We start from the raw sequence: 22909 nt of genomic DNA on the forward strand, positions 1-22909 counted from the left end.
AAATAATTTTAATTACAACGGAGATCAGCATGTTAAAAAAAACCTTTGCCTGTTCATTTATTGCATCCTCCCTCTTCTTTCAGACGGTTCACGCTTGTACTAGAGCAGTATATTTAGGTAATAATGATCATATTATTACTGCTCGTTCAATGGATTGGAAAGTTGATGTTGGAACGAACCTCTGGATTATGCCAAGTGGCATTGAACGTGATAGTAATGCTGGACCAAAGTCACTCAAATGGAAATCTAAATACGGCAGTGTGATCGCAACTGGCTATGATATTTCTACGACAGATGGAATCAATGAAGCTGGGCTAGTGGCAAATGTGCTTTGGTTAGTGGAATCTCAATATCCAGACACTAAAAAATCAAACAAACCACAATTAAGTATCTCTGCTTGGGCACAATACGTACTTGATAATTTTTCAACAGTAGCTGAAGCAGTTAAGACTTTAGAAAAAGAACCATTTGATCTCATTACAGATAATGTTCCTGGTGAACAACGCTTAGCAACATTACATTTGTCAATTTCGGATAAAACTGGAGACAGTGCAATTATTGAATATATTGGCGGTAAACAAGTTATTCACCATAATAAGAAATATCAAGTAATGACCAATTCGCCAACCTTTGATCAGCAACTTGCATTGAATACATATTGGCAGCAAATAGGTGGAACAGTTATGCTACCTGGCACCAATCGTGCTGCAGATCGATTTGCACGCACATCATTTTATATCAACGCAATTCCTAAAAATGATAATCCCAAAGATGCCATCGCTTCTGTATTTAGTGTTATTCGCAATGCATCTGTACCCTATGGGTTAAATACTGTAGAAGAACCCAATATTTCATCAACACGATGGAGAACTGTAGCAGATCATAAACAACTGTTATATTTCTTTGAATCTGCAGTTTCCCCAAATGTTTTCTGGATTGATTTAAAGAAAATTAATTTTAAAGATGGCATAACACGTAAACTTGATCTTGGAAAGGATCAACAGAACACCTTTGCAGGTGATGCCACAAATCAATTCAAAGCTGCCAAGCCATTTCCGTTTCTTGGCCCACAATTAAATCATTCACACTAAAAATTGATCTATGAGAATTTGAATATGAATAAAATCATTACTTTAATTGGTCTTTCATTCATACTGGGTGCTTGTACCACACCAGTAACATCAACAAGCAGTAATAGCAATAATCATATAGCAACAGCAGGTTCGCTAAGCTGTAAAGCAAATGAGATTTGTCCAAATGTTGTTGTTCAATGGGATAAACAAAAAAAGCAGCAACTCAAACTTGATCTCTCCCTAACAAGTAGCTATGACTACTATGATATCGATCAAATTACATTTATCGTCGATGGTAAATCTTTCAATTATATTCCGATTGGAAAAACACAACAGAAATATATTAACCGTTTAATCCCTAAACGTTCATCCAATACCTTTACAATCCCAAGCTCATTCTTATATGAATTTAAAAATGCAAAGAATGTAGACCTCGCGATTAACACCAATAAAGGTGTAATTAAACGTTCTGTGTATACTCCAACGCAACAATCTATGCTTTATCACAACTTTAAACAACTAATGACTGGAATGGCTCAGTAACATCAAAGGCTTACTCGCATAAAACTATAGGGCAATTGTATTTCGACAATTGCCCTATAGTTTTATTAATGCAAATAGTTATTATTTACAACATACATTCCTAACATTATAAATTTACTACATTTAATCTAATTAAAGCTTTTTTAACTTTAATCAAGTCAACTCATAAATACACTTTTCATATTAATATCATAAATTCATGCTGTTATTTTTAACCTAATAGTTTCATTGTAAAATTTAAAATCAATCAAATAAATATTGTTATTTTCCGCTATGATAATTGGTAGATACGGTGTAGACTATTCGCCAAAATTGCATGATGAAATGCAAAAAGATGCTCTTGATGACGAGCAAACTCGAGGCGTTATATGTCAAAAAAAGAAGATATTATTACCACAGCATTACGACTATTTAACTCGCATAGCTACAATTCGGTTGGGGTTGATCGAATCATAAGTGAGTCTAATGTCGCAAAAATGACATTTTATAAATATTTCCCTTCCAAGGAAAAATTAATCCAAGAATGTCTCATTCAACGTAATCAAAATCTACAAGCCTCGTTAAATATGGCGCTAGCAGAGTGTGATTCATCGGATCATTTAGGACAACTGAAAGCAATATTTGAATGGTACTCTGCTTGGTTCAATAGCGAAGACTTCAATGGTTGTATGTTTCAAAAAGCTCTTGAAGAAGTGATTAAAATCTACCCTTCAACTTTGGAACCAGCAACACAGTACAAAATTTGGTTGACTGCACTGATTGAAAACTTGCTTGCGAATCTTGGCATTCAAAACCCAATCCATCTTGCTACACTAATCGTCAGCATACTCGATGGCATGACAATACAAGCACATGTCAATAAAAGTTCAGTCGATATCAATGAATATTGGAAACGTGTAAACCACTTAATCAGTTTTGAACAAGCACTTACATAAAATCGCCCTATCCCTTTATTCATAGAGGGATAGCTAGCTTGTATAAAAATAATATAAGAAAAAAATAAAGCGTGATTTATAATTTTTTTTCTAGCTCACGCTTGCGTCTGAGTGTAAAAGAATAATAAATATTATTACCCTCTGGCGGTCATGTTTTCACATTCCCGATCCTTTTTATGCAGACAGATAATTCTGTCTTAAATGCAATTGTATACAATTTTAAGCAAAGCACAATCATTTTTTCATTTTTTTAATATTTATTAGATTTATTAACAACTTATTTTTATTATTTAATAAAATTTAATAATTATGTGTTTTAGTGACATTCAAACAACCTAATCACATGGCCAAAAAGCACAATAAAATACATATCACAATAATAAAATATTATGACAACTAAATCACAAAAACACATATACTTATTTATTTTTCTTATATAGCATTTCATTAAAAACCATTGTGATTATTCAGTTTTACTACAATTTTTTCTATTTCTGACTTTATACTAGACTCGGTTTTCTGGTAGTGATGTAAGTATGCAAAAGGATCTTGAAATTGAAGCAATGAGAGAGTCAGCTGATACAGTTGTAAATGTTCTTAAATCTCTTGCAAATACAGATCGATTAATCATTTTATGCCATCTAACTCAAAAAGAGCTAAATGTCTCTCAAATTGCTGAAGTAACTAAAATCGTTCAACCCACTCTTTCACAGCAACTCATGATGTTACGTAGAAGCAAAGTCGTGTCTACACGTCGAGATGGCAAACAGATTTTTTACTCTATTTTGGATCCTAAGCTTAGTATTCTTTTAGAAACTTTATATAAACATTATTGTCCACAAATAGAAGTTTAGCCTCCCCCCTCCTTTCTTTAGCATTTTTTCTGCATAATATATATAAATTTATGATTTAGAATATTATGCATGAAATTGCTAATTTTTGACTTAGACAAACTTTTCCCAGCAAAAAAATGGTTAAGTCACTATAAAATACAAAGTTTCAGGGCTGATCTTATAGCAGCATTCATTGTTTTAGCTATGCTTGTCCCGCAAGGTATGGCTTATGCGATGTTAGCGGGATTACCTCCAATCATGGGTATTTACGCCAGCATCTTGCCCATGATCATCTATGCTTTTACAGGAAGTAGTTCAACACTTTCAATCGGCCCTGTTGCAATTATTTCAATGATGGTGTTTGCTACACTCAATCCCCTATTTGCAGTTGGCTCTGAAGCCTACATAGAAGCAGCTTGCCTCCTTGCCGTTTTAGTTGGATTAATCTCATTTATTCTAGGCCTATCGCGTTTTGGATTTTTAATTCAACTGATTAGCCATCCTGTAATTAAAAGTTTCATCATTGCATCTGCTTTATTAATTGCCTTGGGACAATTTAAGTTTTTATTCGCTATTCCTTTGCAAGCGAACAATATTCCTGAGTTTATTATCAGTTTTCAACAAAATTTCCATCAAATCAGCTTAAGTAACTTCAGTATCGGAATCATTTCAATTGTCTTACTATTCTTATTACCTAAATTAATTCGATCTGGTTTTATAAATAGAATCATTCCATTGTTGATTCTACTTTGCTCGATTCTCATCATGACATTTATCATTAATACCAGTCATCATTCCATTCAAACGGTTGGTATCATCCCTTCAGCTTTACCTAGTTTTCATTTCCCATCGTGGAACTGGAGTTTAGTAATACAATTACTACCCAGTGCTTTTATGATTGCGATGATAAGTTTTATTGAGTCGTTGGCTATTGCACAAGCAACGGCACTTAAAAAACGTGATGATCTAAACAGCAATCAAGAGCTCATTGCACTTGGTTTAGCCAATATCGCTGCTGGTATAAATTCTGGTTTCGCAGTTTCAGGTAGTTTATCCCGAACAGTGGTCAATGCAGATGCTGGCGCAAAAACTCCTATGGCTGGTGTCCTATCTTCCATCTTAATGATCGTTGTCAGCTTATATTTTACCGGATTTTTCCAAAATCTACCTTTAGCGGTCTTAGCTGCAACTATTTTTGTTTCTATCTGGAAGCTAGTAACACTTAGTCCTTTTATTGAAACATGGCGATATTCAAAAGCAGATGGTTTGGCAATGTGGGCAACCTTCATCGGTGTTACCTGTATTGATATCACGACAGGATTAATCATTGGGATCATTCTTACTTTTGTGTTACTACTTTGGCGCGTTAGTCGACCTCATATCGCAGTAATCGGGTTAGTTGAAGGTACACAACATTTTAGAAATGTATCCCACTATAAAGTAATTACTTCACCCAATATCCTTGCTTTTCGCGTCGATGAGAATCTTAGTTTTCTCAACGCTCATGTATTAAAAGGTTATATCATTACCAAATTGAGCCAAGACAGTCAGTTACAACACGTTGTCATCAATTGCTCAAGTATTAGTAGTATTGATTTAAGCGCACTCGAGATGCTTGAAGAGCTTAATATAGAGCTATCACTTTTGAATATTCAATTGCATCTCTCAGAGGTAAAAAGTCCTGTGATGGAAAAACTATCTAAATCAGCCTTAATCACCAAACTAACTGGACAAATTTTTCTGACACATTTCCAAGCAATACAACAGCTTTCAATACAACCTACAGCTAAAAATTAATTTTTAGCTTTTTTTTTAATCAAAAGGAATTTTTATATTTTCAAGAAATACTTTTGAAAAACATTATGTTATTTTTTAAAATACTTTTAAAGCAATTAGGTTGCAAAAAAAATTTTAATATTCACGGTTCTTAGGTATAGAATACGGCGCTTGTTTAACCTTAAATCGTGCATAGGTTTATAAGGCCTTCATATGTTTAATGTATTGTCTCGCTTGAGTTTAGTTAGCAAAATTATTATCGCTATTTTTTTAGGGGTCGGCGTGGCATTGCTCTTCCCAAATGTCACACCTTATCTAAGTTTATTGGGTGAATTATTCATCAAGGCTTTAAAATCTGTCGCACCTATTTTAGTTTTTGTATTGGTACTCTCATCAATTGCAAATTTCAAAGTTGGTCAAAATGCGAATTTAAAACCAGTTTTGACGCTCTACTTATTGGGTATGTTACTTGCCGCATTTAGTGCAGTGATTGCAAGTATTCTCTTTCCAAGCCAATTATTTTTACACTTAGCTGCTCAGTCTGAATTACAAGCACCAGGTAATCTTGCTGAGATCCTAAAAAATCTTCTGCTTAGCTTTATTGCAAACCCTGTACAAGCAATTAGTGATGCAAATTTTATCGGTATTTTAGCTTGGGCAGTTGGTCTAGGTTTGGCTTTACGTCACAGCTCTGATTCAACCAAAAATGTGCTCACTGATGTTTCAAATGCAGTTAATAAAATTATTCATATCGTAATTGCTTTTGCACCAGTAGGTATTTTCGGCTTAGTCGCTGTTACATTCGCAGATGCAGGTTTTGCAACCCTAGCAAGCTATGCACATTTACTCATGGTTCTCATCGGTACAATGATTTTTGTCGCATTAGTGATAAACCCAATTTTAGTTGGAATCACAATGCGCACAAATCCATATCCATTAGTATTTAAGTGTTTAAAAGAAAGTGGGATTACGGCCTTCTTTACGCGTAGTTCCGCTGCCAACATTCCTGTCAATTTAGACCTCGCACAACGCTTAGGTGTCAATGAAGCAACAGCAGGTGTTTCGATCCCACTTGGCGCAACAATCAACATGGCTGGTGCTGCTGTCACAGTGACTGTATTAACACTTGCTGCAGTAAACACGCTTGGGATCCACGTTGATTTTAGTACAATGGTGATCTTATCTGTCGTTGCGGCAGTTTCTGCTTGCGGTGCTTCGGGTGTTGCTGGTGGTTCATTACTACTCATACCTGTTGCTTGTAGCTTATTTGGTATATCATCTGAAATTGCAATGCAGGTTGTCGCGATTGGTATGATTATCAGTGTATTACAGGACTCAACTGAAACAGCACTGAATTCATCCACGGACGTTTTATTTACTGCTGCTGTAGATTTCAGAAACCGTCAAGACTCATAGGTCAGTATGCCACTTCAACGTTTACCCAACTGGATTCAACTTGGTGCTTTTTTATTGGCATTGAATGCAGGGATGGTAAACGTTCTCGGTTTATTCACAGTACTCCATCAATCTGTATCACACATGACAGGAAATGCGAGTTTACTCGCAATGAATATTGTGAACTGGCAGCCTGATCATCTTCTATATCTTAGCCTTGTTTTGGTTTGTTTTGTAATTGGTTCATTTTATAGTGGACTGATTCTAGGTAACGGTAATGTTGCTCTCGGTCGTCATTATGGCTTTCCTTTAAGTCTGGTGGCGATTTTTTTGTTTCTGACATGGTTACTTATCCCATACTTTCCACGCTACGGTTTACTTTGGGCTTGTGTTGCGATGGGCGTTCAAAATGCAATGGTCAGCCACTACAAAGGTGCAATTATCCGAACAACCCATCTATCAGGCGTGTTAACAGACATTGGTTTAGCTTTGGGCTATAAAGCCCGCGGATTGAACGTGGAAAGACGCCGCATTTTTCTGCACTTACTTATTTTTATCGGATTTTTAGTTGGTGGTGTTCTTGCCAGCGTGCTCTATCCTTACCTACAATTACAGACCTTCCTCATTCCTACCGCTTTAAGCCTAGTCATGAGTGTGGCATATTGGATTTATTATTTTCGTTCTTCATCAAACTTAAATTCGGACTAAATCATGGTTAAAAATGCACTACAAGCTCAATTATTAAAAGCAGGTTTAGTGGATAATAAAAAAGCGAAGAAGCTCACCAAACAGGTTCAACATGAACAACGTCTTGGACAAAATGATGATGCCGCATTAAAGGCTGATATTGATCGTGCTAAACAAGAAAAACTCGCCAAAGACCAAGCATTAAACTCAGAAAAACAACGGATCTTGGAAGAAAAGGCATTAAAAGCATCGATCATTCAAATGATCAAACAGCATAAGATTCAACAAACTGAAGGTGACATTACCTACCAATTTATTGATGACAATAAAATTAAAAAAGTTTATCTATCTCAACAAGTTTATAATGCGCTAGTTTCTGGGTCTTTAGTAATTGCAAAAGATCAAGACAGTTATGCTTACCTACCTAAAGCTCTAGCTGAAAAAATTAATCAAAAAATGCAGGGTTTCATCTTGGTGGATAACAACACTGAACAAAACAATGAAACTACTGATGAAGACGATCCATACGCAGCTTATGTAATTCCTGATGATCTCATGTGGTAAATCTTCTACACATTATGTAAAAATGCCTTACAAATCGTATATAAACTGTGATTTAAAATAATATCCCAGCAATTCCACCTTACAATTCCTCATTAAAAAATCGTAAGGTGTTTGGGTTTGAATTATTTAGATTTTATCCGTGAAATAAAAGTTGAGTTGAGTCAATATCCTTTATTGGAAATGTTGATTGCCTTAACAATTTTAATTTTATTTGCAGCACTGGCAAATTTTATTGCTAAACGAATCATTGTTCGTGGAATACGACATTTAATTACAAAACTCAAATCTCCTAATCAGTCTATTTTTGCACAACATAGCGTTACCCGTCGTTTTGCGAATATTGTTCCAGCAATTGTCATTATGAATGGGATTGCAACTGTCCCTCATCTGCCTGAAAAAGTAGTCAGTTTTGTGCAAATGGGCGCGCAAGCTTTCATTTTCCTTACACTTGCACTGACAGTAAGTGAAGCACTCAATATTTTTAATCTGATTTATCAACGTAATCCAAAGTCAAGAAATAAACCAATCAAGGGTTATTTACAACTTGTTAAGCTCATCTTATTTGTGGTCTGTGGTCTAATGATCTTGGGCACTTTCCTTAAAAAAGATGTATTTACCTTACTCGCCGGCTTTGGTGCGATGGCAGCCGTGTTGATGTTAGTTTTCCAAAATACCATTCTTTCATTGGTCGCAAGTGTACAAATCGCATCTTATGATATGGTCCGTATTGGAGACTGGATTGAAATGCCGTCTTTAAATGCTGATGGTGATGTCATTGACATGTCATTACATACAGTGACTGTACAAAACTTTGATAAAACCTACACCACCATTCCAACGAACAAATTAGTTACAGATACTTTTCGAAACTGGCGTGGTATGAGTAACTCAGGTTGTCGCCGAATGAAACGCTCACTGTTCATTGATCAAAGTAGTGTTCATTTCATGAGTGATGAAGAACAACAGAAACTCAGAGACTTCTTACTATTGGATCAATATTTGGATGCTAAGAAATCTGAAATACAAGAGTTTAATAACCATCTAAGCAATCAATCTCGATACAACCAACGACGCTTAACTAATTTAGGAACTTTCAGGGCTTATGTTGAGTTCTACCTACGTCAGCATAGTGGTATTGCTCAAAACCAAACGATTCTGGTTCGCCAATTACAACCCACTAGTGAAGGTTTACCTCTAGAAATTTATGCATTTACCAACACGATTGCTTGGGCTTCTTATGAAGCAATTCAGTCTGATATTTTTGATCATCTGATCGCAATTATTCCAGAATTTGGATTAAGGATTTATCAGGCACCGTCTGGGCATGATTTCCAAAATTTCCAACATGCGAGCAACACTGAAAACTTAAATTAAAATGACTAATTGAATGAATAATGGTTTGAGTAGTTTTAAGTTTAGATCTTTTTCAGTCCAAACGTTAAAATACTCAAGCCATTATTTAAATCCTATAAAAATTGATGATTGTTTTTTTATTTTTGGAAAATAATTTTGTAATCTTATTTCGTCCATTTGAATAAATTTAAATTAAACTCAGAAATCAATAAAAAAGCCGCTATCATTAAAGCAAGGCCAATTGCTATTAGGATAATGTCACCAGTTGGCACACCCATGACCATAAAATATACACCAGCGATAAACAATAGACATGCACCCAAATTCCCTACTCTTTTCAACTCTCAATCCCGTATAAATGTGAAGTGAGTCACAATTATCTCTTGTTTATGTAAAAATTTCTAGTGCAATTGTCGTATTATTCCAACCACTTATCCTAAGTTTGATCACAAATACCGATTAAATTATGCTTTCGAATCCCGAAAAGTGTTAGGCGTCAATTTTTATTTGATTTTTACCATAAATATTTATCCCCTTGACAATTCAAACTGTAATAACAATTCCTCAAAATTAGACCTCAAACGACTAGATTAAGAGGAATTGTGTTGTCAAAATAAAGTTACAAATAAATTTCTGGTGGATACGGCGTATCATCGTTCACAGGCAAATGATATTCCTCCTCTAGAAAAAAGCCTCCGGATGCTTGCTCAATATCAATGGTGATTGAATCGGACATAATTTGTGGATAGGCCCAAATAAATTGTTTCAATACTCCCAATACCTCATTATTTTCCATATCACCAAAGATACGTTGCCAAATTGGGGCTTGATACGGTTTTGTACGATCAAATCCATAAAGATGAGCAATTGAAGCATCAGGTACAAAACCAGCCAAATAAGTAACTTTTTCAGATGGATAATTTAAGTCTTGGGTTGGAATTTCAGAGAGAACCTGATGAGCCAAATCTAATTTCGCCTCCAAGATCCAATCATAGGACTCAGTCATAATGTAATCAAAGTTAGGGAAAGCATAGTGCTGACTTGGATAATTAATGTCAGTCACAAGGGTTTCTATTGGTGTTCGTATCGTTGGAAAAAAAATTAATGGGCAGACTTTAGCGTTTTGATATTTTGCTTTAATTGCGGTGCGAATATCTTGGCATGTTTGGCCTAATCTATTCTTCAACCATATTTTAAATTCATCATAAGGTGTCCCTGTTTTATGCATCGCCTCATAGATGGTCCCAAAATCCGGTGCGTACAACCCCGTATCTGCATTAAATGCTAATTTGGTTGGAAAATCATAAACACAAGGTAAATCAGTACCCTGGTTATACCACCACCATGGCTCCCCAATTTGCATGTTTACCTCACACCCCGCCACAGCCATCGCATCTGAAAATTCGATGAAAACTTTATGTAAATAAGCCATCGCATTTTGGTCACAAGGACTAAAAAAATAACTTGGTGGTTCATATCCAGTTCTCCCCAAATTACTATGCCAATCTCGTTGCGCCCAAAACTCATTTGCAGCAAGTGAATACATTTCAAAACTCACGCCAAAGATAGGTTGCATACTTGCTTGTAATAGCGCGCTAGCAAAATATTCATGCCATTTTCGCGCGCATGGATTCACAACATTTTCATTGCTCACAAGCGTATCGGGAATCTGCCAAGTATTTAGATCACTGCGCCATTTCATCTCTGGATACTTTGACATGCCACAATAATGGTTCATCAATCCTTGATACCCCAAGGCTTCAATATTATTCACCAAGCGCTGAGGATTTAAATCATAATGATCATCATAACTAGTGCAAATGCCATGCTGGTGTGGTGCCACGATGACTCGCTTCAAAGCCAATTTTGCATTCACGCCTGTAGTGACCGAGTTGACTATCCTGATGTAACCATCCTCAGCTTGAGGCAAAGGAAGTGTTGAATGGCCGTTATAACTCATCGTAAATGCAGAAAATGAGATCCGTTTAATATGAGTTACGGGAAAAGAGTCCGTTGCTGAAAAACCAGCTTTTACCGTATCCCAATTGATCTGAATATGAGCAACTCTTGAAGCAGGTCGATCCGCATAGTTAAACAAAACAATATAAGCAACTTTATCTTGACCTTGATCATGGTATTGCACAGTCAATGTCGGGGTTAATGTTTCATTATTTAAAGTAGGCATAGATGCCGATAATTCAAGATCAAAATCCCAAATCATTCCTGAGTAATCATATTTCGTCTCATAAGCCAAAAACTTATGATCTTTTACATCATGTGAATCCCAGACAATACCAGCAAGATCAGATGTTGTGCGTGATCTAAATACCACCTCAAAACCATTTAAATAGTTTGTAATCGCAAAGGACATTGTTTGTGGGCCATCAACGCGCCAATATGTCGGACTAAAGCGATCAATTTGAATAGTTTCTATCTTTAATTTAGGCGTTTGTGAACGATCAGAATTTTGTTGCATATGATTTTTCTCAAGTGTTATTGATAATTATTAATATTAAGGAATAATAAGGTTGTGTTTGTTTGATTATCATTAATTACTTTATTTTTCTGCTATCCTATATACCCAAAGGTAAAACTTTATACATACATTTAGATAATAGCAAAACATTAAATAGTTATTGAATCTACGCTCTACGCCATGAGGAAAAAGCAATGTTGAAGTGGTTTGAAAAATTAGTCGATCCCTACCCCACCAAAGACTTAAACAAACCACTACCAACCACATTTTTTGCTTTTGTTTGGCAAGCAACTCAAGGGATCCGACCATACTTATTTTTATTAGTTGCTTGTACGGCTGCTGCTGCTTGCTTTGAGGCCTTATTCTTTGCTTATATAGGTAAACTTGTTGATTGGCTCAGTAGCAGTCAACCCGATAGCTTCTTTGCAACCAACCAACAAAATCTTACGATTTTAATAAGCATATTATTTGCCAATATTTTCTTTGTCAGCTTGCAAGCAATCGTTAAACACCAAGTTCTATTTAGTAATTTTCCAATGCGCATGCGTTGGAGATTTCATAATTTACTTCTACAACAAAGCTTAGATTTCTTCCACACTGATTTCGCAGGTCGCCTATCAGCCAAAGTCATGCAAACTGCATTGGCTGTTCGAGAATTCTGGATGATTCTCGGTGATATGGTGGTTTATGTTTTCATCTATTTCGTGACCATCAGCCTCGTACTTGGTTCGATCTCTCCTATATTAATTGTTCCGTTAATTGTGTGGCTAGCTTTGTTTATTATCATTGCCAGTTATTTTATTCCGCGTTTAGGAAAGGTATCTCAGGAGCAAGCGGATGCACGCTCAATTATGACTGGTCGTGTAACAGATGCTTATACTAATATCCAAACGGTGAAATTATTTGCTCATGCAGGACGTGAAAGCCAGTATGCTAAAGAGTCAATGCAAGAGTTTATGGTCACCGTTTATAAGCAAATGCGTCTAGGCGTAAAATATCAAATTAGTATTCGTTTACTTAGCGCATTTCTATTTATTGGTGTGATTGGAACCTCGGTTTGGTTATGGACTCAAGGACAAGCTGCATTAGGTGTAATTGCAGCGACTACGGCAATGGTACTTAAACTTGATAGTTTGGCAGAATTTATCATGTGGCATGTCACCATGCTGTTTGAGAATGTCGGTACTATTCAGGATGGCATGAAAACTCTAGGTAAACCGATTCAGATTCAAGACAAAAAAGATGCAACAGAATTAAAAGTTAATCATGGCGAAATTCAGTTTGAAAATGTCTGCTTTGCTTATAATCAAAAAAATGTAATTGATCATTTGAATTTAACCATAAAGCCTGGCGAGAAAATTGGAATAGTCGGTCGTTCAGGGGCTGGAAAATCAACCCTCATTCAGTTACTTCTACATTTTTACAAGATCAACCAAGGTCGTATACTGATTGATGGCCAAGATATTAATGACGTCACTCAAGACAGTCTTCGTGCCAATATTGCGTTAGTTACTCAAGATACTTCTTTATTACATCGCACTGTTGCAGAAAATATTAAGTATGGTCGCCCAAATGCGACTGAAGCTGAAATTCAACAAGCTGTAAGAAAAGCAAAAGCAGAAGAATTTATTCCACAACTCACCGATCAAAAAGGACGTGTAGGCTTTGATGCATTCGTTGGTGAACGAGGTGTTAAGCTTTCTGGCGGTCAACGTCAGCGTATTGCGATTTCACGGGTTTTTCTAAAAGATGCACCTATTTTAATTTTAGATGAAGCAACCAGTGCACTTGATTCTGAAGTCGAAGCAGCAATCCAAAGCAGTTTAAATGACTTAATGGTTGGCAAAACGGTCATTGCAATTGCTCACCGATTATCTACTATTGCTCAGATGGATCGTCTGATTGTGTTGGATGAAGGTCGAATTGCTGAACAAGGCACACATGAAGAACTGATTGCGAATGATGGTTTATACGCCCAGTTATGGAAACGCCAAACAGGCGGCTTTTTAGTAGAACAGCGCGTGGTGGCTCAGGATACTGAATAATGTTGTATTTAGAAGATTTGAATATTGGTGATCGTTTCATTAGTCGTGAATATGAAATGACCCTCAAAGAAATTAAGCAATTCGCAAGTCAATACGACCCGCAACCTTTTCATTTAGATGAACAAGCTGCTGCACAACATCCTGTTTTCCAAGGACTAGCAGCCAGTGGATGGCATACATCTGCCGTTACAATGCGCTTATGGACTGAATGTTTCCCAATTGCCGGTGGTCTCTTAGGAACTGAGTCAAGTCTACGTTGGCCTAGACCAACTCGTGCGGGCGATAAAATCCATGTTGAAGTTGAAATTACTGCAATTGTGCCCTCTAAAACTAAACTTGATCGTGGTATTGTCAGTTACGTCACACAAGCTTTGAACCAGAATGGCGATGTGTTATTAATATCTACCACAAAAGTCATGGTCTTTAGAAAGCCAACTTAATGTTTTCGATGAGCAATAACTCGCTTGTCCAACAATTTTTATGATTGATTATTTTATTTCATGTAAAGATGTTTAAGACTTTAATGTTTAAAAGATATTGGCAAAATTGATGAGCGCCACGGAAAGCAGATGAAAACAACTTCAACTCGTCAAGATCAAGGTATACCAGGCGTCTATGGCTTATTGCTATTAGATGTTGTTTCTCGTTGGGGATATAACGATGAAACTTTATTCGCTCCATTTCATTTAACAAGCGAACAACTGGCTGATCCGAATTATCGAATTCCCACACCTATTGCGAATGAATTGGTAAAGCATGCATTGCGTCTGACAGGTGAAAGCACTTTGGGCTTTCATCTCGGAACGCAAATGCGTATTTCAATTCATGGATTTATTGGCTATGCCATCATGACAGCGCATGACATTACCGATGCAATTGCGCTCGCCAGTCGATTCATTCAATTGCGTTTACCATTTCTACAATTATATTTCTCAACCTTTGGCCCGAAAGCAACCTTACAACTGCAATGTGATATTGAAGTTGAACCTTTACGCACCGAAATCATCTTAGGCTTGACCATCGGTATCATGACCATGGCAAAAGCCTTAACAGGGATTGAAGATTTAAGAGGTGAAGTTGATTTGGATTTCCCTGAACCTGCAGGGTTTGAAAAATATAAAGATAAGTTAAGTAGTACGGTTCGTTTTAATCAACCTCATCTCATTTCAAGTTTCGACAAAAAATATCTCGGCTTAAAAATGGTAAATGCCGATCCAATCGCTAGCCAAATCGCGATCAACCAATGTGAAACTGAATTATCGGCACTGGGTGAAAGACGTCGTTTAGCGATGCGGGTACGTGACATTTTGACCAATTCAGAACAACATTACCTGAGTATCGAGAATGTCGCTGAACGCTTGCATATGTCTGATCGAACCCTAAAGCGCCAACTGGCAGCCGAAGGCACCTCTTTTTCGACACTCGTAGATGAAGTCCGTTATCGCCATGCTACATCACTGCTTTCACGTACAGATTATAGTCTAGAACAAATTGCTGATGAGTTGGGTTATTCTGATGTCGCCAATTTCAGCCGTGCATTTAAGCGTTGGAGTGGACGTAGCCCAAGTAACTGGCGTAAAGATCCATATTTATAATTTTCTAAATTGCTTCATTGATCGATGCTTTTGTTTTTATTGAAAAACCTGTATAAAGCTAGAAAAAATGATACGACAAATTGTTAAGGAGTTGTCATGAATCATCCAGCGGATTTGAAATATGCGCGCACGCATGAATGGGTAAGAGTCGAAGGTGACTTGGTTGTAACTGGTATTACTGACCATGCACAAGATGAGTTGGGTGATTTAGTCTATGTTGAAACCCCAGAAGTTGGTAGCAAAGTCACGGCTACTGAACAAGCGGGTATCGTCGAATCTGTAAAAACAGCTTCTGATATTCATGCACCTGTTTCAGGTACAGTGGTTGAAGTGAATTTAGACCTTGAAGATGACCCTGATTTTGTCAATGAAGAGCCTTATGGCAAAGGTTGGATATACAAAATCAAGCCAGACAATATGGCTGATGTGGAAAAGCTTCTATCCAATAGCGAATATGAGTCTGGTTTATAATTTTATATCAACCTGAATCAGCCCAGCTTATCGCAGCTGGGCTTTTTTATCGATAACAAACTGATTCATGATGCCAAAAGCCATAATGTGAAACACCCGAAAAATTCTTTCGAAAGTCAGATTTGCATACTTTTCAAGCAAAACTAATCTCCACCTAAAGTCGTCATAAATCTTGTTCAATTAATCCACCAACTTATCGAACGACTCTTTTTTCTGCCAAAAAATTTATTATACGTTTGTACTTTTAGGATTTTTATATTCAAATTAATCACTTTAACTCTAAAAAATTTAGGCTTTTGTAACTACAAGCAATATTTCTATATAAAGAAATGAGTTTTACATGCTTTTCCTAGCTCAAAAAATGTTTTATTTTTGGATAAAGTGATTAAGGTTCATACACTTAACCACAATTACACAAAATATACACTTAATGTACACAAAAATAACAGTAATTCAAAAAACATTCATGCTTGAATCTGTGACCTTATCAGTCTTATTAGAATAGTAAATCAATTTTTGGCTATTCAGATGGGATTGTACCGTTATGGATATATAAGGATAAGCATCCATTATGAATTTCTCTAATCCCACTGTTGTTGTGTTCGTGGTATATATTACCGCCATGTTGGGTATAGGTCTGTACGCCTATTTTTCTACCAAAAGTCTTGATGATTATATTCTTGGAGGACGGAGTTTAGGCAGTTTTGTCACCGCGTTATCCGCTGGTGCATCCGACATGAGTGGTTGGTTACTCATGGGTTTACCCGGCGCGATTTACTTGGCAGGACTATCTGAATCATGGATCGCCATCGGCTTGATTATTGGTGCATGGCTCAACTGGTATTTGGTTGCAGGACGGTTACGTGTACATACCGAAGTGCAGAATAATGCCCTCACCCTACCTGACTATTTCACCGGTCGTTTCGATGATCAGAAAAAAATCTTACGCGTAACATCCGCTTTGATTATTTTGGTCTTCTTCGCGATTTATTGTGCTTCTGGCATGGTCGCTGGTGCACGTTTGTTTGAAACCTTATTCGAAATCCCTTATGGCACAGCATTGATGCTCGGCGCATTCGCAACCATTGGTTATGTTTGTATTGGCGGATTTTTAGCAATCAGCTGGACGGATACGTTCCAAGCAGCCTTGATGATTTTTGCGTTGTTGCTGCTCCCAATTATCACCTACCTCTCATTGGATGCTGGTGCTGCAGAATTTGCTGCTTTAGTAGAAACAGCTCGCCCTCATGCTTATGATTTTGCTTCGAATTTAAGTTTGGTTGCGATTCTTTCAGCAGCGGCATGGGGTTTAGGCTATTTTGGTCAACCTCATATTTTAGTTCGCTTCATGGCGGCTGACTCAGTGAAATCAATCCCTGCTGCTCGTCGTATCGGCATGACATGGATGATTTTATGTTTAGCAGGTGCTGTTGGTTCTGGTTTTGTTGGTATCGCGTATTTCCAACAACATCCAGAACTTGCCGCTGCAGTTACTGCTAACCCTGAAACCGTGTTTATGGAATTAACTAAAATCCTATTCAACCCTTGGGTCGTCGGTATCATCCTTGCTGCAATCTTATCTGCGGTTATGAGTACTTTGAGTTGCCAGCTATTGGTTTGTTCGAGTGCCTTAACTGAAGATTTGTACAAAGGCATCATCCGTAAAAATGCCTCTCAAAAAGAGTTGGTTTGGATCGGTCGTGGTATGGTACTTGTGGTTGCTATGCTTGCGTTATTCCTTGCACAAAATCCTGAAAGTAAAGTTCTTGGCTTAGTTGCTTATGCTTGGGCAGGGTTTGGTGCCGCATTTGGTCCATTGATTATTCTTTCATTGTTCTGGAAACGTATGACACTAAACGGCGCATTGACAGGTATGATCGTTGGTGCTGTAACAGTTATTGTTTGGAAAAACTTCTTTGGCGATACAGGTATTTATGAAATCATTCCAGGTTTTGTATTTGCACTTATCAGCATTGTTGTTGTCAGCTTACTTGGTAAAGCACCAAATGCGAATGTTACACGTCGCTTTGAACAAGCTGATGAAATCTATGCACGTGAAATGAAATAATTTTTCAATAAATTTAAGGGGCTTTCGAGCCCCTTTTTTTGATCTAGTATTTTGCGCGCGATTTAATCTTGATTTTAGAGCTGTCTTTTACAACTTGCATCACTGGATAGCTCCGCGTCTCTTTGACACCAGGGAGTTGCCATAGGATTTGCCCTGCTATACGGCGAAACTCCTCCATACCAGCACTACGCAACTTAATCAAAAAATCAAAACCTCCACTCACCATATGGCATTCAACAATTTCTGGGTGTTGGGTCACAGCATCAATAAAATCATCCAAAACATGGGGTGTTGTTTTATCTAAAAGCACTTCGACAAACACTAAAAAATTTGCATTGAGCTTATTCGGATTGAGCTTTGCCTCGTAACCAAGAATAAACTCATCCTTTGTCAGCTTTTGTACGCGCGCCATCACCGCAGTTGGAGACAAGTTCACTAATTCAGCTAACTTACTGTTAGATATTCTCCCATCTGTTTGAAGAATATCCAGAATTTTCAAATCAGTTCGATCTAAAGTATAAATTGGGCTATCCAACTGAATTTTCCTCTAAAAAATGGTCGAAATATAGTGAGTTCTACGGGTTTTATTCTGTAATGATAAATTATCTAAACCTCTCTACTCAATAGAGATAGAGTCTATTGGTATTTTATTTTTTAACCGCGCTGCAAGCTAATATTGCATCAAGCAAGGCATCAAATACCGATAGAACTTCAAGATTGTTATCGGAATTTAGCATGAATACTTTGGATACCCGCCTAGACATGGACACAACTCAAAACAACGGTGCTTATATCACCGAATTTAAAGAAAAAAGTGAGTTTGAGCAACGCATTAATACTGCTTGGCGACGTGCAGAACCTGAATCAGTGGCAGAACTTGCTGAAGCTGCCAATATCTCCCCTGATCTTGATCAAAAAATTTATGAACTCGCTTTTAACTTAGCAAACAATTTACGTGAGCGTAAAAGCTCAGCTGGTAAAGCAGGTATCGTTCAAGGTCTACTTCAAGAGTTTTCACTTTCTTCTCAAGAAGGTGTTGCACTCATGTGTTTAGCTGAAGCATTGCTTCGTATTCCAGATACAGCGACACGTGATTTATTGATCCGCGACAAAATCAACCAAGGTAACTGGAAAGAGCATGTCGGCCAAAGTAACCTCATGTTCGTAAACGCTGCTGCTTGGGGCTTAATGCTCACAGGCAAACTGATGGAAACACCAAAACAAACGAGTTTATCTAGTGTTTTAACTGGACTTCTAGCACGTAGTGGTCGCGGTATCATTCGTAAAGCGGTGGATGTTGCCATGCGTATGATGGGCGAACAGTTTGTAACTGGTGAAACCATCGAAGAAGCACTTGAACATGCTAAACCATTAGAACACAAAGGTTTCCGCTACTCGTACGATATGCTAGGTGAAGCAGCACTTACTGAACATGATGCTGAACGTTACTACAACGACTACACTCAAGCGATTCATGCGATTGGCAAAGCATCAAATGGCCGTGGTGTATATGACGGTCCTGGTATCTCAATTAAGCTTTCTGCTTTGCACCCACGTTACCAACGTGCCCAAATTGACCGTGTTCATCACGAACTCTATAACAAAGTTTTTGAGCTTGCATGCTTAGCAAAACAATATGATATCGGCTTAAACATCGATGCTGAAGAATCTGAACGTTTAGAAATTTCACTCGAATTACTTGAGCGTTTATGTTTTGAACCAAAACTTGCCAATTGGAAAGGAATTGGTTTCGTTATCCAGGCTTATCAAAAGCGTTGTTTCTATGTGGTTGATTATATCGTTGACCTTGCTAAACGCAGTAACAAACGCTTGATGATCCGTTTGGTGAAAGGTGCATATTGGGACAGCGAGATCAAGAAAGCTCAAATTGACGGTATGACTGACTACCCTGTGTTTACCCGTAAAGTACACACTGATTTGTCATACATCGCTTGTGCGAAGAAACTTCTTGCTGCACCAGATCAAGTATATCCACAATTTGCAACACACAACGCGCAATCACTTGCAACGATTTACAACCTAGCTGACCCAAGTAAATACTACCCAGGTCAATACGAATTCCAATGCTTGCATGGAATGGGTGAACCTTTGTACGAGCAAGTCGTGGGTTCAAAAGAAGATAATAAACTCGGTATTCCATGTCGTGTCTACGCACCCGTAGGTAACCACGAAACATTGTTGGCTTACTTAGTTCGTCGTTTACTTGAAAATGGCGCAAACACATCGTTTGTAAACCGTATCGCAGACAAAACTTTGAAAGTTGATGATTTAATTCAATCACCAATCAAAGACATTCAAACTGCTGCAAAAGAAGAAGGCCAGCTCGGATTAAAACACCCAGCAATTCCTCTTCCACATGATTTATACCCATTGCGTCCAAACTCAAATGGTTTTGACCTAAATAATGACACGCCACTTGCTGATCTAAATGCAACAGCACAAAAGCTACGTCACCACATTTGGAAAAGCACACCGCTACTTGGCTTTGAATCTACTGTTCACGATGAAAGTAATGCTATTGCAATTACAAACCCTGCACAAAATAGTGAAATTGTGGGCTATGTGAATGAAGCAACGAGTGCTGATGTACAACTTGCACTTGAAGCAGCAGTACAAGCACAGCAAAGTTGGGCTGCAACAAATAAAACTGAACGTGCAGCTTGCTTAAAACGTGCAGCTGATTTGATGGAAGCTCGTATTCAGGAATTGATGGTTTTACTCTGCCGTGAAAGTGGTAAAACTTATGCCAATGCGATTGCAGAAGTACGTGAAGCAGTAGACTTTTTACGTTACTACGCAACTCAAATTGAGAATTTACCTGCACATGCACAAATAAAACCATTAGGTACCGTTCTTTGTATCAGTCCATGGAACTTCCCTCTTGCAATTTTCTCTGGTCAGATTGCAGCAGCATTAGTAAGCGGTAACTGTGTAATTGCTAAACCTGCAGAACAAACCCCACTTATTGCAGCACAAGCAATCCAAATTTTGTGGGAAGCTGGCGTACCACATGGTGCTGTTCAACTCCTTCCTGGTCGTGGTGAAACTGTAGGTGCTCAACTGAGCCAAGATGATCGTATTCAAGGCATCATGTTCACAGGTTCTACCGAAGTTGCAAAAATCTTGCAAAAGACTGTGGCAAAACGCTTATCTCCAAATGGTCAGCCTATCCCGTTAATCGCGGAAACTGGTGGTCAAAATGCGATGATCGTGGATTCTTCAGCACTTACTGAACAAGTGGTTCTAGATGTTGTAAGTTCTGCATTTGACAGTGCGGGTCAACGCTGTTCTGCACTTCGTATCTTGTGCGTACAAGAAGATAGCGCGGCAACCGTCATCAAAATGTTAAAAGGCGCAATGCAACAGTTGATCGTCGGTAACCCTGCGATCTTAAAAACTGACATTGGTCCTGTAATCGATACTGAAGCAAAACAAACCATCGATACCCACATCCAAAAGATGAAATCTAAGGGTTACCCTGTTCATCAATTGATGTTTAACGATGCTGCAAGCCAACAAACACTTACGCAAGGGACTTTTGTACCGCCAACTGCGATTGAATTACCAAACCTTGATGACCTTGAGCGTGAAGTATTTGGTCCTGTATTGCACATCATCACTTATAAGTATGGTGAACTTGAGCAATTGATCGATCGAATCAATGCCAAAGGTTATGGCTTAACCATGGGTCTACACACACGTATCGATGAAACCATCAATACTGTGATCCAACGTGCGGAAGTAGGTAACTTATATATTAACCGCAATATCGTGGGTGCAGTGGTAGGTGTACAACCATTTGGTGGTGAAGGCTTATCTGGTACTGGTCCGAAAGCGGGCGGCCCACTTTATATGTACCGTTTGATGGAACATTGTTCTGAGAAAGTATTGGCTACACCATTTGCGGTGAAAGCAGAAATTTCTCAATTTGATGCGGTATCAAATGTTGCTTATCAAAGCTTATTGTCTTGGGCAAACCAAAATATGCCTCAAGCAATTACAACGATTCCTGCATTTGGTGTAGGTAAGTTCTATGAGTTGCAAGGCCCTACGGGTGAAAGCAACCAATACATTATCTTACCTCGTCATCGTGTGCTTTCAATTGCCAATGATGAAGCAGCTCAGCTACAACAACTTCTTGCAATTTTTGCAGTTGGTAGTTCAGCAGCAGTGCTAAAAGACAACGTATTCTTGGCTAAATATCAAGCATCTTTACCAAAAGAAGTTTTAGCAGCAATCAAAGTCATTGCACGTGTTGAAACAGATCACTTTGATGCTGTATTACATCAAGGTTCAGTAGAACAGCTTCAAACCTTACAGCATAAAATTGCGAATCGTTCAGGAGCTATCGTTGGTATTACTCATTTTCAAACAGGTGAGCAGATTCCATTAGAACGCCTCGTCATCGAACGTGCCATTAGCGTAAATACTGCAGCAGCAGGCGGTAATGCAAGTTTGATGACTTTATCTGAAGACTAGTTTTAGTCCTCAATCTCCTAGCCCGAATCATGTTTACATGGTTCGGGTTTTTTATTACTTTCTAGACTTAAAGCTATTCACAAAAATGAGAACGTCTATATGCAATTCTTTCCACCCGATCAATACCAACAGCATTGCCAACAACTTTTTGAAAAATACAAAAATCAAATACTCAACCTTACCCCATACGCAATCGTTGAACACATAGGTTCATCTGCAATCCCTAACGCTGTTTCAAAAGGTGACTTAGATATTTATATTGAAATTCCTCAAAAATACTTCTTAGAAACAATTGATAATCTTAAAAAGCTCAATTTTAAAGAAAAGCTTGATACCTTGCGTACCAATGAACTTTGTATGCTGGAATCATTAGATAATGATGTCGCTCTTCAAATTGTTACGAGTGGATCAGTATTTAGATTTTTTTTAATTTTCCGAGATAGGTTAAAAGAATCACCTGATCTTGTTGAGCAATATAATGCTTTAAAGCGCAGTTGCACAGGAATCCCCCAAGATCGATACCGTGAATTAAAAGCTGAATTTATCCAAAGAGTGTTAAAGATGAATAACGATATTAAATAAATGAAACTCGCAA

Annotated in this window: 18 protein-coding genes; 16 read left to right on the plus strand and 2 right to left on the minus strand. The window is 37.7% G+C overall.

The window, feature by feature from the left end; translation table 11 throughout:
• The first annotated feature begins 29 nt into the window (after positions 1-29).
• From F2A31_RS08725 to F2A31_RS08765, 9 genes are all read left to right on the plus strand, one after another.
• Positions 30-1091: a linear amide C-N hydrolase gene (locus F2A31_RS08725; RefSeq protein ID WP_150026065.1), complete on the plus strand. Its 1062-nt coding sequence runs from the start codon at positions 30-32 to the stop codon at positions 1089-1091.
• Between the two features lie 24 nt (positions 1092-1115).
• Positions 1116-1616: a hypothetical protein gene (locus tag F2A31_RS08730; RefSeq protein WP_150026066.1), complete on the plus strand. Its 501-nt coding sequence runs from the start codon at positions 1116-1118 to the stop codon at positions 1614-1616.
• Positions 1617-1984: 368 nt separating this feature from the next.
• Positions 1985-2551 carry a TetR/AcrR family transcriptional regulator gene (locus F2A31_RS08735; protein WP_150026067.1) on the plus strand — a complete coding sequence of 189 codons (567 nt, stop codon included), beginning with the start codon at positions 1985-1987 and terminating at the stop codon, positions 2549-2551.
• 536 nt (positions 2552-3087) lie between these two features.
• On the plus strand, positions 3088-3405 hold the full coding sequence (locus F2A31_RS08740) for an ArsR/SmtB family transcription factor (protein ID WP_150026068.1): 318 nt from the start codon (positions 3088-3090) through the stop codon (positions 3403-3405).
• 69 nt (positions 3406-3474) lie between these two features.
• Positions 3475-5181 carry a SulP family inorganic anion transporter gene (locus tag F2A31_RS08745; RefSeq protein WP_150026069.1) on the plus strand — a complete coding sequence of 569 codons (1707 nt, stop codon included), beginning with the start codon at positions 3475-3477 and terminating at the stop codon, positions 5179-5181.
• Between the two features lie 192 nt (positions 5182-5373).
• Positions 5374-6576: a serine/threonine transporter SstT gene (gene sstT, locus F2A31_RS08750; RefSeq protein ID WP_150026070.1), complete on the plus strand. Its 1203-nt coding sequence runs from the start codon at positions 5374-5376 to the stop codon at positions 6574-6576.
• A 6-nt stretch (positions 6577-6582) separates the two neighbouring features.
• Entirely contained in the window at positions 6583-7263 is a 681-nt protein-coding gene (locus F2A31_RS08755; protein ID WP_150026071.1) for a YoaK family protein, read from the plus strand.
• Positions 7264-7266: 3 nt separating this feature from the next.
• Positions 7267-7806, plus strand: a complete 540-nt coding sequence (locus F2A31_RS08760) for a DUF2058 domain-containing protein (RefSeq protein ID WP_150026072.1) — start codon at positions 7267-7269, stop codon at positions 7804-7806.
• A 117-nt stretch (positions 7807-7923) separates the two neighbouring features.
• Positions 7924-9180: a mechanosensitive ion channel family protein gene (locus F2A31_RS08765; protein ID WP_150026073.1), complete on the plus strand. Its 1257-nt coding sequence runs from the start codon at positions 7924-7926 to the stop codon at positions 9178-9180.
• Between the two features lie 598 nt (positions 9181-9778).
• On the opposite strand, the gene F2A31_RS08770 is transcribed toward F2A31_RS08765, so the two are convergent.
• Entirely contained in the window at positions 9779-11635 is a 1857-nt protein-coding gene (locus F2A31_RS08770) for a non-contractile tail sheath protein (protein ID WP_150026074.1), read from the minus strand.
• A 194-nt stretch (positions 11636-11829) separates the two neighbouring features.
• Between F2A31_RS08770 and F2A31_RS08775 the strand changes: the two genes are divergently transcribed.
• The 5 genes from F2A31_RS08775 (at position 11830) to putP (ending at position 17814) form a co-directional block, all read left to right on the plus strand.
• On the plus strand, positions 11830-13680 hold the full coding sequence (locus tag F2A31_RS08775; protein ID WP_150026075.1) for an ABC transporter ATP-binding protein: 1851 nt from the start codon (positions 11830-11832) through the stop codon (positions 13678-13680).
• A complete protein-coding gene (locus tag F2A31_RS08780; protein WP_150026076.1) occupies positions 13680-14120 on the plus strand; it encodes a MaoC family dehydratase in 441 nt (146 codons plus the stop codon). Before F2A31_RS08775 ends, F2A31_RS08780 begins: the two co-directional genes overlap by 1 nt.
• A gap of 129 nt (positions 14121-14249) precedes the next feature.
• Positions 14250-15275, plus strand: a complete 1026-nt coding sequence (locus F2A31_RS08785) for an AraC family transcriptional regulator (protein WP_150026077.1) — start codon at positions 14250-14252, stop codon at positions 15273-15275.
• A 96-nt stretch (positions 15276-15371) separates the two neighbouring features.
• Positions 15372-15746, plus strand: coding sequence for a glycine cleavage system protein GcvH (gcvH, locus tag F2A31_RS08790; RefSeq protein WP_004638847.1), 375 nt, complete (start codon positions 15372-15374; stop codon positions 15744-15746).
• A gap of 571 nt (positions 15747-16317) precedes the next feature.
• A complete protein-coding gene (gene putP / locus F2A31_RS08795; protein ID WP_150026078.1) occupies positions 16318-17814 on the plus strand; it encodes a sodium/proline symporter PutP in 1497 nt (498 codons plus the stop codon).
• A gap of 43 nt (positions 17815-17857) precedes the next feature.
• On the opposite strand, the gene F2A31_RS08800 is transcribed toward putP, so the two are convergent.
• On the minus strand, positions 17858-18349 hold the full coding sequence (locus tag F2A31_RS08800; protein ID WP_109440375.1) for an Lrp/AsnC ligand binding domain-containing protein: 492 nt from the start codon (positions 18347-18349) through the stop codon (positions 17858-17860).
• Positions 18350-18549: 200 nt separating this feature from the next.
• Between F2A31_RS08800 and putA the strand changes: the two genes are divergently transcribed.
• Complete coding sequence (putA, locus tag F2A31_RS08805; protein ID WP_150026079.1) at positions 18550-22314, plus strand: trifunctional transcriptional regulator/proline dehydrogenase/L-glutamate gamma-semialdehyde dehydrogenase; 3765 nt, start codon at positions 18550-18552, stop codon at positions 22312-22314.
• 99 nt (positions 22315-22413) lie between these two features.
• The gene (locus tag F2A31_RS08810) at positions 22414-22896 is read left to right on the plus strand and encodes a GrpB family protein (protein ID WP_004638840.1); all 483 of its coding nucleotides are present in this window, start codon (positions 22414-22416) and stop codon (positions 22894-22896) included.
• Positions 22897-22909: the final 13 nt, after the last annotated feature.

Origin of the sequence: Acinetobacter suaedae (genome assembly GCF_008630915.1) — a bacterium.
Taxonomy (GTDB): Bacteria; Pseudomonadota; Gammaproteobacteria; order Pseudomonadales; family Moraxellaceae; genus Acinetobacter; species Acinetobacter suaedae.

Bases quoted from the DNA above. Each gene is read 5' to 3' on its own strand.
- F2A31_RS08725 (WP_150026065.1), top strand. From the start codon at position 30: ATGTTAAAAAAAACCTTTGCCTGTTCATTTATTGCATCCTCCCTCTTC.
- F2A31_RS08730 (WP_150026066.1), top strand. From the start codon at position 1,116: ATGAATAAAATCATTACTTTAATTGGTCTTTCATTCATACTGGGTGCT.
- F2A31_RS08735 (WP_150026067.1), top strand. From the start codon at position 1,985: ATGTCAAAAAAAGAAGATATTATTACCACAGCATTACGACTATTTAAC.
- F2A31_RS08740 (WP_150026068.1), top strand. From the start codon at position 3,088: ATGCAAAAGGATCTTGAAATTGAAGCAATGAGAGAGTCAGCTGATACA.
- F2A31_RS08745 (WP_150026069.1), top strand. From the start codon at position 3,475: ATGAAATTGCTAATTTTTGACTTAGACAAACTTTTCCCAGCAAAAAAA.
- sstT (WP_150026070.1), top strand. From the start codon at position 5,374: ATGTTTAATGTATTGTCTCGCTTGAGTTTAGTTAGCAAAATTATTATC.
- F2A31_RS08755 (WP_150026071.1), top strand. From the start codon at position 6,583: ATGCCACTTCAACGTTTACCCAACTGGATTCAACTTGGTGCTTTTTTA.
- F2A31_RS08760 (WP_150026072.1), top strand. From the start codon at position 7,267: ATGGTTAAAAATGCACTACAAGCTCAATTATTAAAAGCAGGTTTAGTG.
- F2A31_RS08770 (WP_150026074.1), bottom strand. From the start codon at position 11,635: ATGCAACAAAATTCTGATCGTTCACAAACGCCTAAATTAAAGATAGAA.
- F2A31_RS08775 (WP_150026075.1), top strand. From the start codon at position 11,830: ATGTTGAAGTGGTTTGAAAAATTAGTCGATCCCTACCCCACCAAAGAC.
- F2A31_RS08780 (WP_150026076.1), top strand. From the start codon at position 13,680: ATGTTGTATTTAGAAGATTTGAATATTGGTGATCGTTTCATTAGTCGT.
- F2A31_RS08785 (WP_150026077.1), top strand. From the start codon at position 14,250: ATGAAAACAACTTCAACTCGTCAAGATCAAGGTATACCAGGCGTCTAT.
- gcvH (WP_004638847.1), top strand. From the start codon at position 15,372: ATGAATCATCCAGCGGATTTGAAATATGCGCGCACGCATGAATGGGTA.
- putP (WP_150026078.1), top strand. From the start codon at position 16,318: ATGAATTTCTCTAATCCCACTGTTGTTGTGTTCGTGGTATATATTACC.
- putA (WP_150026079.1), top strand. From the start codon at position 18,550: ATGAATACTTTGGATACCCGCCTAGACATGGACACAACTCAAAACAAC.
- F2A31_RS08810 (WP_004638840.1), top strand. From the start codon at position 22,414: ATGCAATTCTTTCCACCCGATCAATACCAACAGCATTGCCAACAACTT.